Origin of the sequence: Sulfurovum sp. (assembly GCF_041562805.1) — a bacterium.
In the GTDB taxonomy this organism is placed as follows: Bacteria; Campylobacterota; Campylobacteria; order Campylobacterales; family Sulfurovaceae; genus Sulfurovum.
Genome location: NZ_JBFFOH010000044.1, coordinates 1 through 18,303, shown reverse-complemented (window position 1 = coordinate 18,303; position 18,303 = coordinate 1). Strand labels below are relative to the sequence as shown.

At 36.3% G+C, this 18,303-nt stretch carries 13 protein-coding genes and 1 pseudogene; 5 read left to right on the top strand and 9 right to left on the bottom strand.

Annotated features, from left to right (window positions below; translation table 11 throughout):
• From ABYK33_RS07265 to ABYK33_RS07255, 3 genes are all read right to left on the bottom strand, one after another.
• Nucleotides 1–273, bottom strand: a 273-nt coding sequence (locus ABYK33_RS07265) for a hypothetical protein (RefSeq protein ID WP_373032394.1), incomplete at its 3' end; no start/stop codon positions are given.
• 95 nt (nt 274–368) lie between these two features.
• Nucleotides 369–1,520: a TIGR02391 family protein gene (locus tag ABYK33_RS07260; RefSeq protein WP_373032393.1), complete on the bottom strand. Its 1,152-nt coding sequence runs from the start codon at nt 1,518–1,520 to the stop codon at nt 369–371.
• Between the two features lie 325 nt (nt 1,521–1,845).
• Nucleotides 1,846–3,285, bottom strand: a complete 1,440-nt coding sequence (locus ABYK33_RS07255) for a hypothetical protein (RefSeq protein ID WP_373032392.1) — start codon at nt 3,283–3,285, stop codon at nt 1,846–1,848.
• A gap of 400 nt (nt 3,286–3,685) precedes the next feature.
• Here ABYK33_RS07255 and ABYK33_RS07250 point away from each other — a divergent pair, with 400 nt between their 5' ends.
• A complete protein-coding gene (locus ABYK33_RS07250; RefSeq protein ID WP_373032391.1) occupies nt 3,686–4,369 on the top strand; it encodes an SOS response-associated peptidase in 684 nt (227 codons plus the stop codon).
• Here the strand turns inward: ABYK33_RS07250 and ABYK33_RS07245 are convergent.
• Nucleotides 4,305–4,616 carry a hypothetical protein gene (locus ABYK33_RS07245; RefSeq protein ID WP_373032390.1) on the bottom strand — a complete coding sequence of 104 codons (312 nt, stop codon included), beginning with the start codon at nt 4,614–4,616 and terminating at the stop codon, nt 4,305–4,307. The genes ABYK33_RS07250 and ABYK33_RS07245 overlap by 65 nt on opposite strands.
• Nucleotides 4,617–4,682: 66 nt before the next feature.
• Between ABYK33_RS07245 and ABYK33_RS07240 the strand changes: the two genes are divergently transcribed.
• From ABYK33_RS07240 to ABYK33_RS07230, 3 genes are all read left to right on the top strand, one after another.
• The gene (locus tag ABYK33_RS07240; RefSeq protein WP_373032389.1) at nt 4,683–5,948 is read left to right on the top strand and encodes a DNA polymerase IV; all 1,266 of its coding nucleotides are present in this window, start codon (nt 4,683–4,685) and stop codon (nt 5,946–5,948) included.
• A 345-nt stretch (nt 5,949–6,293) separates the two neighbouring features.
• Complete coding sequence (locus tag ABYK33_RS07235; protein ID WP_373032388.1) at nt 6,294–8,330, top strand: AAA family ATPase; 2,037 nt, start codon at nt 6,294–6,296, stop codon at nt 8,328–8,330.
• A 4-nt stretch (nt 8,331–8,334) separates the two neighbouring features.
• Nucleotides 8,335–9,378, top strand: a complete 1,044-nt coding sequence (locus ABYK33_RS07230; RefSeq protein WP_373032387.1) for a hypothetical protein — start codon at nt 8,335–8,337, stop codon at nt 9,376–9,378.
• A 63-nt stretch (nt 9,379–9,441) separates the two neighbouring features.
• Here ABYK33_RS07230 and ABYK33_RS07225 read toward each other — a convergent pair whose 3' ends face one another.
• The 4 genes from ABYK33_RS07225 to ABYK33_RS07210 are packed head-to-tail and all read right to left on the bottom strand — an operon-like array spanning nt 9,442 to nt 17,079.
• Entirely contained in the window at nt 9,442–10,680 is a 1,239-nt protein-coding gene (locus ABYK33_RS07225) for an NAD(P)/FAD-dependent oxidoreductase (RefSeq protein WP_373032386.1), read from the bottom strand.
• Nucleotides 10,681–10,725: 45 nt separating this feature from the next.
• Nucleotides 10,726–11,382, bottom strand: a complete 657-nt coding sequence (locus ABYK33_RS07220) for a hypothetical protein (RefSeq protein WP_373032385.1) — start codon at nt 11,380–11,382, stop codon at nt 10,726–10,728.
• The gene (locus ABYK33_RS07215; RefSeq protein WP_373032384.1) at nt 11,375–15,727 is read right to left on the bottom strand and encodes a VPA1269 family protein; all 4,353 of its coding nucleotides are present in this window, start codon (nt 15,725–15,727) and stop codon (nt 11,375–11,377) included. The genes ABYK33_RS07220 and ABYK33_RS07215 overlap by 8 nt, the downstream gene beginning before the upstream one ends.
• Nucleotides 15,715–17,079, bottom strand: coding sequence for a tyrosine-type recombinase/integrase (locus tag ABYK33_RS07210; protein ID WP_373032383.1), 1,365 nt, complete (start codon nt 17,077–17,079; stop codon nt 15,715–15,717). Before ABYK33_RS07210 ends, ABYK33_RS07215 begins: the two co-directional genes overlap by 13 nt.
• A 112-nt stretch (nt 17,080–17,191) precedes the next feature.
• Here ABYK33_RS07210 and ABYK33_RS07205 point away from each other — a divergent pair, with 112 nt between their 5' ends.
• Nucleotides 17,192–17,908 carry a hypothetical protein gene (locus ABYK33_RS07205; protein WP_373032382.1) on the top strand — a complete coding sequence of 239 codons (717 nt, stop codon included), beginning with the start codon at nt 17,192–17,194 and terminating at the stop codon, nt 17,906–17,908.
• A gap of 253 nt (nt 17,909–18,161) precedes the next feature.
• Here ABYK33_RS07205 and ABYK33_RS07200 read toward each other — a convergent pair.
• Nucleotides 18,162–18,303: pseudogene (locus ABYK33_RS07200) on the bottom strand (NAD(P)/FAD-dependent oxidoreductase); the annotation flags it as partial.

Sequence of the window (18,303 nt, the reverse complement as noted above, 5' to 3'; positions counted from 1 at the left end):
GTAGCTAAGTTGTGCATTCTTTGGTATTTGTACGGCTAAGCATTGATTGCCAGATCTTCGATAACCCTTTTTACATTCCCAGCTATTACCTAGGTAGCTAAGTTGTGCATTCTTTGGTATTTGTACGGCTAAGCATTGATTATCTGACTTCTTGAATCCTTTGTCACAAGACCAACCATTAGCATAAATATTTTTATGAGCATTCTTTGGGATTTCTTGAGCAAGTGTTGCAAATGAAAAAAGGAATAAAATTAAAATAGTGATAATTCTCAAATTAGTCTCCTTAAAACACAACGTTTAAAATGAGTAATCAAAAAGCCGTCTGCCGGTTTTATATTGGTCTCGACGTTTTGTTAGGTGATTGTTAACTACGTTAATAAATCCAATAATTCTTCTGCATATTCTGAATCATTGTTTTTTCTTTCTTGGACAGAAACTTTGAGTAATTTTTTTAGGTGGGCTGGATAGTTTTCACAGACTTCTAGTAACTGACTTCTTACAATTTTGGCTTGATTACTTAAGGCTGCATAGGACAAGTTTTCAGCTAATAATTCCATTTGTTCATCACGTGTAATCATAGCTGGCAAAGAATACATAAAATACTCACCAACATAGTTTTGAGTATACCAATCACTTGTTAATCTAGATAGCAAGACGGCTACTAAATCATCTTTTCTCGAAAAATATTTCCCAAATGTATTACCCCATGTGCCTATTGAACCTTTTTCAATGCCAGAATATATGTCATATCTACCAACTTTTGCACTCTCTATAACCATATTTTCAATACGCATTTTTACGTCATTCTGCAAATATTGCCATGCACTGGGTTTTAATAATCTAAAAAGTTCTGCGATCTTACTATTATCAGTTGCGACTCTTAAAGACTCTCCAACACATTCGATTGCAGATTTTAAATCATCTTCAGGAAGTAACTGGTAGATTGCCGTAAAAGCGAATTTAATATCTTTTATTCTACCGTCATCTCTGCGGTCAAATGCATATTTGAAGACCTCAATGAGTTTATCATTTGGTACTTGTGAGATTAATGTTTCTGCATATTCTTTACTAGCGACAAAATGAGGGTCGTAAATTCTATTTACAAAATCAGGTACATCAAACTCTTCGACCTCCCGATTTATATATTGCAACATTGTGTCAATTAAGATCATAATGCGAATACAAAACTCTTCTGTGTCTTGAGTGATTTCGTGTGTTCTAGGATTCCTTATACCAATATAGTATCCACGTAACAATTGCTCAATACCTTTTTGCTCATCCTTTTCAGAAACAGTTTGTAAACTATTTAGAGGCAATTTTGGTGTATGTCCGCCCAAGACTTGTCCTACAAGTTGTGCACCATCACCTTCGGAACTACTCTTCTCTCTAAGCATGTCTGTAAGGTACTTTGTTCCAGCAAGAATTGCATCTGTATATTCACCATTAGTTATTCTTTGACCAACGGCTGCAACTAAGCCTTGATCAAAGTTCTCTTCATTAAAATTGTCTTTTATAAACAAACGCTATATCCTTCTAAAATGGTTTTGAATACCCTGTGAACCTAACTATTTATTGGTGCACATTCTATACGACTAAGACTTAAAAGTAGACTCATAAAACATGTTGTTAGATATTTAAATAAGTGAATTTATTGCAGGATGCTATACAAGCGGAAGATATCGAATATGTCCGTTGATTGAACTCCATAAAAGTTGTTGACTATGTATCTGATAATAAATACTAAGGAAAAATGTTAACGCTCCAATCTTCAACACCTTGATGCATTGAAGCAACTTCGTCAATCCCTACTTTTAATAACATATCACGATACCTTTTCAAAGAATTTTACATTACCAATTTCTCAAATTTTCGTTGAAAAAACGAAAACATTTTATTGTTGTAATCTAACGATTGACGAATGTCCACCAATTCTTCAAAATCATTGTCTTCAAGTATTAAAATATAACCTCTATCATCTTTAGCTGTATCTATGCACCTTTGTATCGCTAGCTCTTTATCTGTAATATTCCTACATACAAGCAAACCAAACTTCCCTCTACTCGGTGAAAACCTTCCTGATAATTGGTCAAACTCAGGATTTTTCAATTCCAATGAGTAATTTTTACATTCAATATAAATATGAGAAGCTGGATAATTCAGAGCAAGCCAATAGAAAAATCCTTTTTGCGCAATATTCGTGTATTTTATATCTATTCTTTTTCGACCATCGTGAATGTTATGTTGTAATTTTGGGTACATCAAATCAGGATAAAAAATTGCAGAGATTAGCTGCTCTATGACCTTTTCATAAGCATCTGCATCCTTCTTCCCTTTTGGGATTTTTTGAAGATTTTCGAACAACTTTTGAAGGTCAGGCATTGTGGAATTTTCTATGATTGCTAACTCTTCGTGGTCTAATGGAGATGATACTTTGTCTGCTTTGGTTTCTCTATAAGTCTCTAAAATTTCAGGATGTCGTAATGTTTCCCTGATACTAACCTCTTTTTTTTCAGTACCATATTTTGCTTCTAGACTTTTTTTTGTAATACGTTCTTTACCATTTTTTAAAATCTCTATTAAGCCGCTATTAGCCCGAAATTCTTGGCTTCTTAAAAAATCAAGTACATAATGATTGTAATATTCATCAATATCATAGTTGGTCTTTTTACGTACAATTGCTTTAGGCACAAGAAGTAGAGGCCCCCTATCAGTTTTTGGGAGTCTAACTAAATTGGTATACCATCGCTTAGTTTCTGGATTCCACATTGGCCCGGATGCCACATTGTCTTCCATTGGGATATTATAGTGCTCAGCCATACACTGAGTGTAAAGTATTAATTCCGCTCTTATGATATTCGTAACTATGTCAGAAATAATGTCATATCCAACTCCACGAATCAATAAAGCACTCTCCTCTAAGCTTTGAAGCAATCCAGTTTGAACAGCTTCACTTTGCTGCAATGATGATAGTACCTTTGATGCCAAAAATGGTCCCAACCCTCTACCTTTAGAGGCTTCTTGCGACACGCCTAAATGGGTCTCATTTGGTTCTCTCAATTCTAAGAGTATGGCTTGTGCAGATGAGTTATCACCAATTCGGATATAATTGAGAAGTGTGTCAAAGTAATTTTGTATGTAATATTTACATCTATCCGAGAATTCGGAAGGTATGATTTCGAATGCATAAGGGTCTATATAAAGTTTGATGTCATTATATATATCAACATCCAAAAAATCTAAAGATGCTTGAGTGCGATCTAAATTGTAGTATTGTGAAACTCTCATTTTCTGTCCATATTTTCATAATTTGAACATATTCTAACATAAATAATTAACTTTTCCATTGGTACGGAATACCAGTAGTCATTACGCTGGCAAAAATAGCCGTAAAGCCTTAAAACAAGGATGATTTTGGCCTAAAATGGTGACCGCGTAAAAAAGTGCGTAAAATTAATTTCTGACATAACTCGTGTGTTTTTTTGAGGTTTTTTAAATTACCTGGAAAGGTCGGTGTTTATGGAGTTTGAAAGGGTACGTATATGGCACGCCCGAGAGGATTCGAACCTCTGACTGCTGGTACCAGAAGCCAGTGCTCAAAAAGGTGCTTTAATCAAATGATTTTATATTTCTACTTTACTGTTCAGTCATAAATATTATATACTTTATAAAAGTTAAAAGAGCTCATATGTGTGGACGTGTCGGATTTTTTTCAGATGGCCTTTTCATCAATGATGTCCAAGCAGTACTTGGTGATTTCATCAATGACATTGGGACTCTACCTCCACACTACAACATTGCACCATCTCAGCAATTACCTGCATTACTAAGCAATCATCACTACACCAATACCTCATTTGGCTTCATTCCTCATTGGGTCAAGCAACCAAAGATCCATCCAATCAATGCTCGAGCAGAGACAATCAACGGGAAACCGATGTTCCGCGGTTCGTTCAGGCACAAACGTGCGCTCATACCGGTCAACGGTTTTTACGAATGGCATCAGGAGGGTAGCTATAAGCAGCCTTACTGGTTTCACCCGACAGAACAGGACTACTTTGCCCTAGGTGCCATCTGGGACGAGTGGTATGATAATGAACACGATAAGATCATCACCTCCTCGGCGATCATCACGACCGAGGCTAATGCATTGATGCAACCGATCCACGACCGTATGCCGGTTATTATTCCCAAAGAGTCCTGGGCTTTATGGCTGGACAGTGCAGTGACTGAGCCCGAAGTGCTGTATGATCTTCTGAATCCGTACAGGAGTGATCGTATGGCAACATATAAAGTCTCTACCCGTGTCAACTCTCCTGTAAACGACGACGTGGATCTACTTTCGCCAATGTCTCCAGAAACACTCTTTTAAATTCATCATCCGCCAACGCTTCTGCCTTCTCCTGCAGATAGATAAAACGCTGGACGATCTGATCACGTAGAACACGCTCTCTTTTTAGCAGAAAAGGCTTGTAAAGCTGCATAACACTCTTATAGGCGGTCATACTTCCCAAACGTGCTTCACTGTATTCTCTACTGCCATATTTGATCTTGCCGTAATAGAAGTAGGCCATGAAAAAAGCAGCCAACAACTCTTCGAATTCCATATATCTTTTCATGATGACACTCTATGTCACCCTGCAAGAAAAAAGCTGAAATCTAGCAATCGGTCATATTATGTCACTATGATATTGCACCTTGATTTGGATAGTTTTTTTGCTTCTGCCGAACGTACCCGTAACATTGATCTCATCGGTAAACCCCTGATAGTAGGAGGACGAGGTGATCCCTTCATCTTTGACAAAAAGCCGGCCAAAGCTAAGAAGCTGATCCAACTCAATCAGGGTGCCTTTGTTCCTTCGCTCTTTCATTCCGAACACGACGCTTCAAGCTATTTCTTCGAAGGAAACAGAATACGCGGTATTGTGACGACTGCAAGCTATGAGGCAAGGCGTTGTGGAGTGAAGACCGCCATGAGCATCAGAGAGGCCCTGAGCCTCTGTCCACAAGCAATATTACTGCCACCGGACCATCTGCTCTACCATACCCTTTCGCATGAGATGATGGAGATGCTGGGTAAAGAGATTCCATTGGTGGAACAATACAGCATAGATGAACTCTTCGGTGATGTCACCGGATGGATAGATGATAAGGATATGTACGATTTTATTGCTTACCTCCAGGACAAGGTAGCGAGAGAAATGCTGCTACCGGTCTCTATTGGGGCTTGTAATGCCAAATGGATTGCGAAACTGGCAACTTCCAGGGTAAAGCCTTATGGACTGAAAGTGGTCCATGACAATGAAATCCATGACTTCGTTAAAGAGATCGATATCCATGAGTTCCCGGGTGTAGGTAGGGCCTTTGGCAAACGGATGGAACGTTATGGTATCAAGACCATCGCAGATGCCCTGACAGCCAAAAGTCTCTTTGAAGGGTGGGGACGTCAGGGAAGAGACCTATATGCCAGACTTAGCGGTACAGATCATGAAGGTGTCAGTGCAAAACAGAGCCGTAAAGGGGTCGGAATATCACGAAGTATGGACCGGCCTATCCTCGATCGAAAAGAGTTCTATCGCCGTGTAACGGTGATGGTACGACACTGGACACACACGATCGAGCGGTTGAAGGTCAATCCGACCACTTTCTTCTTTGGTATCGGCTATGAACACCATCTCAGAAGCAAGAAACAGTACACCACCTACCGGATCTTCAACGAGCAGTTCATTCAGCACTTTGCCAGGGAGAAATTTATGGAACTTGACATTTATCTGACACTACCCATACTCTATATCAGTATGAGTGCTACGAAGTTCCTGCATCATGATCCGAAGGCGGTGGATATATTTGAGTTTGAGAACGATAAGAAGATGCACCGGCTTGATTCTGCGGTCAGCAAGGCGAGGGAGAAGTATGGGATGGATATTTTACGGAGTGGACATGAGCTATAAATACTCGATAATGTGAGGTTCTGAAGTGAGAAAATGAATACGAAAAAAATGGTAAACCTCAATTTGTTTCTTTTACTCTACCGCTCACTATTATCATACAGGATATTCCCAGTTTAACATCTTCAACTCTGTTGGTTTGATATACTCATCAAAATTTTATAAAGTATGTATTCAACATATTTATATGATCAGAGAAAGCTAATCGCAGATGATATAGAAAACGTTTAGGTCAAATCTTAATTGCTAGCAAGACGAAAAATAGTTTCTAGGGTGTTAGATAAGCTGATTACGTTTATAGAAAATTTTTTAGATGTTTAATTTGTGTAAGAAGTAAAAGGTATAGTCATGATATATATAGATAGAAACCGAGCAGTCAATCCCATAAATAAAAATGACGCACATGAGGCTTTAACAAAAATAAGGGTTGAATATGAGCAATTGCATAGCGAATCGAAAGAGCAATTTCGTCCCAAATTTAGTTATCGGGTCTGGAGCAATAATAAAGTAAAAGAAACACTACAAAACTTGTTTAATGGTAAATGTGCATTTTGTGAAACACCACTTGTTGGTGGATCTGATATAACCCATTTTTGGCCAAAAAGTTTATATTGGGAAAGAGCTTATGATTGGGATAATTTATTTTTATCTTGTCCAACATGTAATCGCGCAAAAGGAGGACGAGCACCAACTTCTCTGGGTAAAGACTATGGAATTGATGGAGCAATAATATTAAATCCATGTGAAGACAATATTGATAAGGAACTTAAGTGCTTAAAAAATGGTCTATTTGAAGGGTTGACCTTTAAAGGAATTAACACAATCAATTTTTTTGGATTAAATAGATCAGATTTAGTCAAAGAACGATTTCGTGCATATGATAGTACCGCATCTTTAATGCAACAAATTACAAAGCTTCGAAATTGGAAAGATTTAATATCCGAATTTGAATCATTAGATGTTAAATCAAATGAACATCCCCATTTTTTTAATGAATTAGCTACGGAAATGGATGATACTAATTCATACATCTTCGCTAGAAGAACTGCCTATAAAGATATTATTGATCAAGCATCACCTTTCACCATAATAGAAGAACAAACTCTAGTTGAATTTGAATCCAAGTTTAAAGCGTATGATTGGATTAGGAAAATTAAAATCAGTAATTTTAAATCTATAGAAGATTTGACAATAGAATTTGAAAGTGATAATAAAGATCAATCATGTATGGCAATCATAGGTGAAAATGGTAGTGGAAAATCGTCTATTCTACAAGCTATTGCTTTAATCTTTATGTCTAAAGAACAAAGAGAAAAATATGTAAAAGATGTTGCATCTATACTTAGAAAAGGTACATCAAAAGGTGAAATTAAACTATATTTTACACAGACTGATTCGTATATCCAACTGAACTTTTCTGATAAGTCTCAAATTTTAGATGAATCTATGGATGATAATCAATCTCGACCATATATCCCCATCCTTGGATATAGTGCAATAAGATTACCAGCACCAAACGATTCCACTATACCGACTGCAAATCCGATATCCCTTGATAACCTTTTTAACCCAAGTCTTTATTTACCTCTTACAGAATCATGGTTAGCAAATTCTAAATATGTTGAAGAATCAACCTTTACAAGAATTGCAAAAATATTAAAAAGTATTTTACATTTAGATAATGCCAGCTTTTTTATTAGACAGGGGGGACAAGTTTATCTACAAAACAATGATATTAAAATCCCATTAAAAGAGCTTAGCGACGGTTATAAGAGTATATTTTCTATAGTGACAAATATTATTTATAATTGGAGTGGTGAACTAAATGATATAGATTACTTTCGTGGAATAGTTTTAATTGATGAGCTAGAAGTTCACTTACATCCAAAATGGAAATTAAAAATTATTTCTTCATTACGAGAAGCTTTTCCTAATGTTAATTTTATTATTACAACTCACGATCCACTATGTTTAAGAGGATTTAAAAATAATGAGATTGTGCACCTTGAGAGAAATCAAGAAGGCATAGTAAAAATGGAGTACTTAAATATACCCACTGGTCTTAATGTGGAACAAATACTTACCGGATCATGGTTCGATCTAGAATCTACTTATGACAACGACACCGTCTTATTATATAAACAATATCAACAAGCTCTTTATAAGGATATCAATTCTCATGAGGTTAAATCTCTTGAATATGACTTGGCGGATAAATTAAATATCTATGTAGAAAATAGAATAGAAAGGATGGCTCAATCCGTCGCTGCCCAAATAATGCGCGAAGAGAATGAACGAATGGAAGAAGATGGCCAAAAAATATCTAAATCAGAGTTAAGAAACAAAATATATTTACAAGCAAAGAAACGGTTAGAAGAAAGTTGATCAAATGGAACAATATGTACAACCAAAAATACACGATGACTTTATTCAAACAACAGAAACAGAAAGAGATTCAATCCGTGATCAAGTGAACTCATTATTTCCAGAAAAAAACATAACTTTTAATTCTGTATGGGGAATTCCTAAATTTAAAAAAGTATTTGTTAAAGCTCAATATAATAAATGTGCTTATTGTGAGGAAAAGTTAACTACGCATCCAGATGTGGAACATTTCTTTCCAAAAGGCTTAGTAAAAAAATTACATTCGACTGGATACGAAGTTACAGATATGGTTAACATGCGTGGTCAACAAGGTTCCATTATTGCTTGTAATGGTTTTTGGTGGTTGGCATATAATTGGTATAACTACTTATTGTCCTGTAGCATATGTAATAGACAATGGAAAGTGAATTTTTTTGAATTTAAACCAAATAGAGACAGTGCACTTCTGGTAAATAACAAATCTTTTGTTAGAAGAAGAAAAAAATACATTCCCCAATTACTACATCCTTTTAAAGGGCCTACCCCATATAAGCATTTGAAGTATAATAAATACGGTTTTATATCTGCAAGAAATAAAAGTATTTTAGGAATAAATTCAATTAATGTTTATGGTTTGCATCGTGCAACTTTGACTGATTCGAGGGAGGAAAAGATGGCTAATATATACAATGCTGTATTAAAATATATAACTGCAATACAACATGGTGATGATTTAGGAATTCAGAAGAGTGTCGTCACCTTATTTAAGTTAGGCCATAAAAGCCGACCTTTTTCAAGTATTGTTAAATCTGTTTTATTTGATCAAGTTGAACTATCATGGGAATCATTCATGAAGATCAATAAAAATACATTTGAAATAGTTAATATAGAGCTTGACACAATTGTAGAAACAAAAAGGTACGTCCAATACCTTCAGTCCGGTACAGTTTTAGAGATTGCAGATCAAGCTCAAAAGATTAAACAGATGGGAGCTCCTACTATGCCTCACTTTAGTCTAGTTCAATTTTTTTTCACAGATGTCTCTAATGAAAGTTGGGCGACTTTATAAAGTATTTAAAGGCAGGTTTAGTGATAGTTTTTGTAGTGTTAAATTTCATTATCTATAACATTTTCATTGTAACAGTTTTCCAGCCAAAGCTCCGCTAGAGAAACTCCATTGAAGGTTGTACCCTCCACATGGTCCATCGATGTTCATAACTTCTCCACAAAAGTAGAGTCCTTGTATCAGCTTGCTTTGCATCGTTTTTGGATTTATTTCTTTGAGGTTGACACCGCCTCTAGTAATCATTGCCATTTTAAAACCATCGTGCCCTGTAATAGTCATCGGTGTCCAAGCGAGAGTCTTGATGAGGGTATCTTTTTGTGCACCACCGATTTTACCCCAACGTTCTTCTGGATCAATACCGCTTAAAGTACACAGTTCTTCAGAGAGGGGCCTTGGCAATAGGCTGGCAACGAGATCTAGTATCTTTGGATCTGGGTTGTTTTGTGCTTGAGTTTTGAGATGGTTCAAAATCTTGTGTTCATCCATCCCCTTAGTGAGGTTAAGTAAAATTGGAACTTCACCGTATGTGTCTAAAAGTGGGGTTACATCTCGGGCAAAATCAAGCACAACAGGACCTCGGATTCCATTTTTCGTAAAAATGAGATCACCATTGGCTCGGAGTTTTTTGTGTTTCGGTAGAGCGACACGCAGTTCAACTTTTGGGATGGTGTCAGCACGGCAGTTTTCCCACTTTTCTTTGGTGCGTAAAGGCATCATGGCAGGATGAAGTGCTGTAATTTTGTGCCCAAGTTCAGATGCCATAGTATAGCCATCCCCTTCAGCGCCAAGAACAGGGTAGCCAAGTCCTCCAGTGGCAATGATGACATTTGGAGCGAAAAAGCTATCCTTGGTGGTTTTTACTCCTTTGGTTCGTTCATCATCTATGAGAATTTTTTCAACTTTTTGGGAGCTCAAAACTGTCACACCGAGTTTTTCCATCTCACTTTTTAGTGCTTCAATAATAGTAAGTGAACTGTGAGAAGTGGGAAAGACACGGTATCCATCAGGTGCATGAGTTTCAACTCCAATAGAGTCGAAAAATGCGACTAAATCGTTGTGATCAAATAATTTAAGCGCTTCTTGCATAAAACGTCCGTCACGTCCAAAACGACCCATAAATTCTTCATTTGAGAGGGTGTTGGTTAGATTACATCTCCCTCCACCTGTTGCTTTTAGCTTAGCAGCGATTTGAGAGAGCTTTTCGAGTAAGAGTACATTTTTGCCATTACGTGCCGCGATAATGGATGCCATGATACCGGCTGCACCTGCACCAATAACAATCAAATCATAGTTTTTATTTTTCATTGCGTTATTATAGAAGAAAGAGATAAATATTGACGTTAATTATTGTTATATATCTTGATTACTGGGAATTTCCCAATATGTTGCACCAGTGTCACTATTAAAAATAACACCGTTTTTATAGTCAATTGATATTTGACAATATTTTTTCAAAAGTTGTTTATTCAATGCTTCTATTATCTCTATGATAAGCGTATCATAAATTGTAGTCTCTTTATTTGTCTCATTGCTAGAATGTTTCTTGAGTAAATCCTGAGGAGTGCTATCCCCTCGCAGGTTTTCAGAAATAAATTTGTCAATATCTATTGGGGCAATTTGGCGAATACCATTCTTAAGATTGGATATAGATCTTTTTAGCTCTTTAATTTCATCTTGTAGAATATCAATTACAGCTTGTGCAGCTTGATCCTTTACTATGATTGGAGTCTCTTTATCTTTAGCAGGCCCCAGCTTCGGCCGTTCTTCTTCCCGAGCGTTGATATACTGTACATAACCTTTATCATTCCTAATGCTTTGTGCTTTTGGCGTTTTCCATGCTTTGACACAGTATTGACCTACGGAAGCAACTGTGATTTTATTATGCTTTGAAGCTAAAGTATCACATGCTTTTTTGATATTTGATATAGAAGTTTTCTTCTTTTCTGACGTTGCTAAATCATATAATTCATTATATAGTTGGTCAGATTTTTTATTATAATTATTCATGCTTTTTCTCTAAATAAATTGTGTTGTTAATTATCATGTTGTCTGTATCTTTAACATGGCTTGAAATGAAATCAATGTCCTCTTGATCCAACGATTTGTTTCCATTTATCATTTCTAGCAATTCAGAACTGTTATATCTTGCGAGCAACCCATCGACAAGCATTAATGAGGTCTTCTTCGCTGTTTCTTTATCAAGTAATACAAGAAATGGATAAATGCCATTTTTTCCTAGCAGTTGATTGAGTAAATATTCCAAATCATATTGCGCCTCTTGAATAGTCATTTCTTCAAAAATTGCACCGGCTTGACAGATATGGTTGAGAATGCCAAGCTCATCGGACTCTTCTAGTTTTATTGATGGCAGTGTCGAATTAGTCGTAAGGATTGCCATCCTGCTACTGGCATTTTTTGAGTTGACGAAGTTTTCAAAGTCATCTGCAATGGCAATACTTCTTTGGAGAAAGCGATATCGTAAACCCCACTCAGAGAGCATTTGCTCGAGTGTATAGGTTTCAGATTCTTCCTGTGAGATCAGATGTTGCGTCCGAAGAGGATTGGTTTCCGCAATTTTATCTTTTCTGTATGAAGCAAGCTTTTCAGCACTTTTTCTAATTTGAAATATCAATGTATTGATCTTCATGGTTTGTCCAACAAGGAAGGCGGGCCCAGTCATCCACACAGGGCATTTTGGACAGCATTTATCATCTCTACCGACTGTTGAACAAGAAACCCCTGGACATATACCGTCTAATGAAATTTGAGTTAGGCTATCTTTTGCTGACAAGAAGTCCAAAGAAACATTCTTATCACCATCCGCTTCGTTTACAAGTAGATATTCTTCGAATTCATCTAAGTCTTCCATGAAGTCTATGATTGTCTCTTTGGCGTTAATATCATTTCTTGCTTTCTCTAGTTCTTCTCTTACTTTAGTGTGCTTTTGAACATTATAATAAAGTGTCATGACTTGATTCGCGTGTCCTGCAACAAATTCGGCGACGATATCCACTGGAACACCTGCTTCGATTAGCTCAGATATACCAGTTACACGTAAAGCATGAATATCAAATAATGCCTTCTTCCTTGAAGACCCTGGTTTCTGATAAGTTACTAGGGTTATATCTTTGCCCTCGTTGTTTACAATAGCTTGAACACCCTCCAGTAAGTGAATGAAAAATTTCATTAAACGGTCTCCATCAATTGCCTGGTTGTCAGTTATCTTGCCCACCGGAAGTCTAAATAAAGGGCAAATGTCTGGATAGAGTTTGGATGCTTTTTCAGGTTCTTTACTTGCTTTATCTACAGCTTTGACAGGTTTCGTTAGTGGTTGTGCCCAAATTTGGTTAAATTCCTGTTGGTCTTTAATTGCTTCAATAATCTCATATGGAACATAAGGTATCTTGTAAGGATGACCTGTTTTATTTGTTGACACATAGAAAATAAAATGCTTTTCAGATGTTATCGGATCTATCTCGATCTGTAGAACGCAACTTTTTCGTCCTTTGATTGCATAAGGTGATGGGTTTTTGAAATACTCCATTTTTTTATAGTCTATAATGAACTCGTCAAGCTCTCCCGAATCAACCCAACGCCCTTGCTTGTTTCTAATCGGAAGAAAAAGCAATATTTTCATAAGGTTTTTGTAACCAGGCCACCATACTATTTTTGTCTCTCTAGTTTGCTGGTTATACATTGCATTTTTAGCTGATTGGAATGTTTCAATATGCGCTGTTTCCTTAAATAAGAGAACTTTTGCTACGGACAATAATGATGTCGGAATGCGCTTCCTAGCAGTCTTGTTACGCTGGCCTCCCAAGAATAGTTTATCATCATCTATAATCAGAGTTGGCATTTCATAAAATAATGAGTCATGTATGAAATTAAAAAACATTTGAACTCTACGTAAATATAGATTTTTTTGCTTAGCTGCGATTGTAAAATTGGTTATGACATTGTAAAAATATTTTTTATTGTCCGGGTCTAGAACATTTCTGATATGTTTTTGTCGCGATGCCTCCGTTGGTTTCAATGGAGGTTGTTTTAAGGTGCCCAAGAAGATGATCCATTGCTTTATTGCGTTCTCATGTTGATGAACTGCTTTTCTTCTTTGTGCAACATCGGTCGATAAATATGTGTTAGCTAATTTAATCCACTCTATTAAATGGGGGTATTTCTTTGCCTCGTCTTTGAGATAGATTAAATCTATCGATGTCCTAGCTGGTTGATACTCTTTCCAATTCCTTATATGACCAGAAGCTATTGCGTAACGTTGAAGTCTGTAAAGATGTGTTTTAAGTTGCGTTGAGTAAGAATTTTTTCGAGTTGAGTTATCCCCAATATTTTGTATGATGTATTTAAGCATCGGTGTAAAATCTTTGTGACTCTTTATAGTTGAGCAAAGATATAGTCCAACGACTGTATCAATCTCGTTAGACAAGGATCCTTCGTTTATTTGGTTTGTAAGATACTTGAAATTATTGAGTGTCTTTTTGACTTGTTCAGACATCAATAGTGTTGCAGCTTGGTTCAACCCTGATTGCTTCCAAACATCTTTAATCCACATGAATGGTAGTAACAGTATGTTATGTTTTCGTAACTGCATGCCCACTAGTACCAGAGCTGTATTTAACGGTCCTGTTGTCCCATATGAAAAAGTATCCATCCGGAGTATGCGCTGCATAAATCTTTTATAGAAATAAGGTTCCTTACTAAGCATTAATGCTCCGTTGTAAACATATTCTACACCCTTGGTTTTAATGACTTCAATTAAAAAGTCAACTATGTCAAAAGGGAAAGATTCTCTGCGATCTGTAAATCTAGCGATTTTTTTTCCGTGCTTACTCAACAGTTCATCATAAAGAATTTGTTGTTCCTTGAGATGGAGTGGTTGTATATGTTTTACATAAAACTCATGGATTGATATGGTGTTGTCATCAGAATAGTTTGGGTGAACGTGGCTATAGCCAAAATGTTGTCTTAACAAATCGATACTTATTTTCGTGAAATTTATGTATTTTCCATTGACCTTATGAGCACTAAAAGCTACGATAGTTTGATCATTCTCAGCTTTTCTTGCAATAGTTATAGGACTGATTGAGCGTAGATTTTCGAGATGCGACTTCATAAGATATTGTTTGACTTCAATAGCTATGTTATTTAGCATTTGAGTGTTTGCATCTTTTAACTTTATAATTCTGTCACTATATTCATTGATAATTATATGGTTACCAAGCTCGTTCTCATAAATAGAACTGAGTGTAAGTATTTCAGTAGGATTTTTTCTTTCATTAAAGGTAGGCAAGGTCGGATCGTAGTTTATCCATTCCTTTTCACACCCAGCGGCTTCAACAAGCAACTGAAGTTTTGAAAGGTGTTGTACCACTTGGTTGGCAAAGTAAAGTGATTGTGTATGTTCAACAGCATTTTTAATAATGTATTTCATCTTCGGGGTATAATCTTTATAGCTAGCTATAGTTGAGCAAAGAAATAGGCCAACAAACGAATATATAGAACCGTGTTCTCTAAATTCATTTTTCCCGTAGATAAACAGTCCTTTCTTTACCTGTGGTGACATAAACTTTGATGCAACTTCAAATAAACTATCTTTTATGTAATCAAGCCACTGTTCTTTTGCCCAAAGAAATGGCAAAAGAAGTAGGCCTTGCTTGTTCATCAACATGCCAATTATGGTCAGTGTCTGTCTTAACTGGACGATTGTTCCCTTCGTCCCCCCTTCTAATTCAGGCATTAACTTCATAAACTCTTTATAGAAGTATTGACGTTCGCTGTTTCGTCTTAATACTTCATCGTATACATGCTTTACACCCTTTGTTTTCATGAAGTCTATTAGGGCGTCAGTTAGACGAGGAGGAAAAGCTTCTGTTTCATTGCCATACTTAATAATTTTCTTTCCATGGGCCTCTAAAAGTTCATTTAAAAGGGCTTTTTGCTCCTTTATACTAAGCGGTTGAATGTGCTTTTCGTAGATTTTGGTTGCGCTAATGTATTCATCTCCGATGAAATTGGAGTTTGGATTTATTGGACTATATCCAAAATGCTTCTTCAATATGGGCAGTGAAATTCTTCTAAAGGTGATACTGATGCCATCTGAATTTAAACTGTAAGTAAAGGCTAGGATAAGATCATCTCTTTTGTTACTATTCTTCCTTTGGTCAGTAACGCTGACCTTATCCAAGTAACTTTTCCAGTAGTATCGCTTGACTTCTTCACCAATCCTGTCTAATGTTAGATTATTAATATCTTGTAACAGAATCACTTGATCCCGTAATTCATTAACTGTTATTTTCTGCCCTGACTCATTTTCAAAAGTGGAGCTTAGTGCAAGCATGCAAGTTCCTTATACTCTGTGGCCATTTTTTTGTAAGCATTTTCTAAGGCTTTTCGAACAGTGTCTTTTGTAAGTTTGTAGTAGCGCTCGGTGCTTGATCTACTTCTGTGATGCATCATTTCTTGAACAATATCAGCACTTAGTCCAAGGACATTGGCGGCAAAATAACCATAGTAGTGGCGTAAAGCATGTGGACCGACATTCAAGTCAGAACTGTCTAGTCCTATTTGTTGAAATTTATTTTTAAGATGATTTACGAGACTCGTCATTCTGAGTGGCTGTCCCTTTGTCTGACCTGTTTGTACGACAAAGTAATATGGATGCCTTTGTCCGTAAGCAGCTCTCTCTTTAATATATTGCTTATGGAGGGAGTAGAACGCTTGTCCTATCTCTTTTACAGTCCATTCCACATAGCTCACATGATTCGTTCCGTCATCTTCAGCCATACCTTTCCAACCAAGATATAGGCCATCTTTTGTAGATATTATATTTCTTGGCAACAGGCCGTGCATTTTTGCTAGATATTGCCTTCTTGTACCTTTGCGTTTAAATTCTTTGCCTTCCTTTTTCTCTATCCATAGGTTAGTGCCTTCGACAGGATTAACAAGTGCAATTTTGGCAGTGCCATCCTTATCCTTTCTAACATCCACCACATGAAGGTGAAGCAGTTCACTGATTCTTATGCCACCGAATGCCAGGAGCATGACAATCATTTTGTCCCTATTACTAGTCATTACGTTGATTAGTTCTGTTGTTTTGTGGGGAGGGAAGAACTTGTATTGTATATTGTCATCGCTCGACTTTCCATATCTATCTATACGACTATTCTTGCGTTTGATAACGTGCTTATCGGTAAGAGTGCTGAAGTAGAGAAGACTATGTTTTTTCTTCCTTTCATGTTGTCGAGCATATTCAAGTGAACCTTGATAGGCTTTCTCTTTTGGATTCAGAGAAATGGCGTCAAAGTGTCCTGCTGCAAACTCTATGTAGTCACTTACATGCCTAAAGTCTCTCATGGCAGTATCGTATTGAGGGGGAGTCCAATATAGTCCTGTTGAATCGCTACCATCGGGCTGAACAGTACCATGAATCCTAGCTTCACAGAATGCTTTTAAAAAGCTCTTGTCATGCATATGCTTTGGTGTACTAAGGTAAAAATCCCAGAGTCTACCTATGCTTTCCAATTTTCTTTCGATTGTACCGTTGGCATAACCTAGGCGCTGTAATTCTCTTGCATAGAATAAGGCAAAGACAGTAACTTCTCCATTAATAATTAAAACAGGAGCATGGCCTCCAGGTATCTGAAGTAGTGGAACGTCAAAAGTATCAAAGAATTTACGCATATTTTTCATAAAGACACTCATTTTTTTACAACTATAAGAACGCTATAATAGGTTGCATGATTTGTATTGCTTTATGAGTATATACTTTTTTAAATATTGTGTTTATTAAAGGAATTGTATTTTGGATAATTTTGGTGATAGGCTTTTATATTTTATACAAACATTACATGTGTCACAGTCTAAATTCGCAAACAATATTGATGTGAATGCCCAAATGGTGAATAGATATTGTAATAATGCAGTTTTTCCAGGAAACGATTTTTTTAGAAAATTAAAAAAATCTTATCCTTTGATTAATCTTGACTGGTTATTAACTGGTCAAAATAATATGTACCTACAAGATAATTTGCCTGTAGGTATCAACAAACTTACATTAGAAATTTTCGAAAAAACTTATAAAGAGTTTGAAGAAAACAAAAATATTGATGAGCTAAACACACTATTGTTAAATGCTTCACTTGAAATGAGTATTGCTTCTATTTACAAAGATCTGCATACAGCAAATGTCTTTTGGTCTTCCATTGTTAACCATCGTCAACAAATTGTCTCTTTGTTGTTACTTCAACGAGTTTTGAAGGTAGCTATTAAAAATAAAAATTTTTTATCAATTTCAAAGGAAAATGCTAAGAAACAACTTATTGATATTTTTAAAAGCTACTCATTAGCATTATCTGATCGTGCAGTACATTTCATAACTATTAATGAAAAAGAAAAAATAATAGAAAATTTGGAAAAAAATTTATCGGATGAAGCTGCTTTAACTATCTTGGATAACATTCCAGATGCTCTAGAAAAGATCTCAACTCATTTAAAATATAGAAGAAGTTTTAAAAACTGATTTCTGTACAAATCAAAAATTAATTTCAAAAAGCTCAAAACAACAGCTGCATATTTAGGTACTGATTTTCTCTTCGTAAGTTGGTTCTAAAGTTGTTGATTCACAAAGAGATATCTATTCATTGTAAACAGAACTAATTGGTCAGTTTTTAGAATTCAATTAGTATGAAATAAGTCATAGTTATTTCAGTGTTTCTTTGAAGTCCATTAGTATATTTATTTCAGTTACAAGTAGAAATATTCCATAGTTCAAAACAGTTCTCGACCCAGCTCTCTTTGGTTTTGAGCGGCATCATGGCAGGGTGCAGGGGTGTGATCTTGTGACCGACCTGTTTGGCCATCTCGAAACCGTCGCCTTCGGCACCGAGGACAGGGTAGCCGAGACCGCCGGTCGCC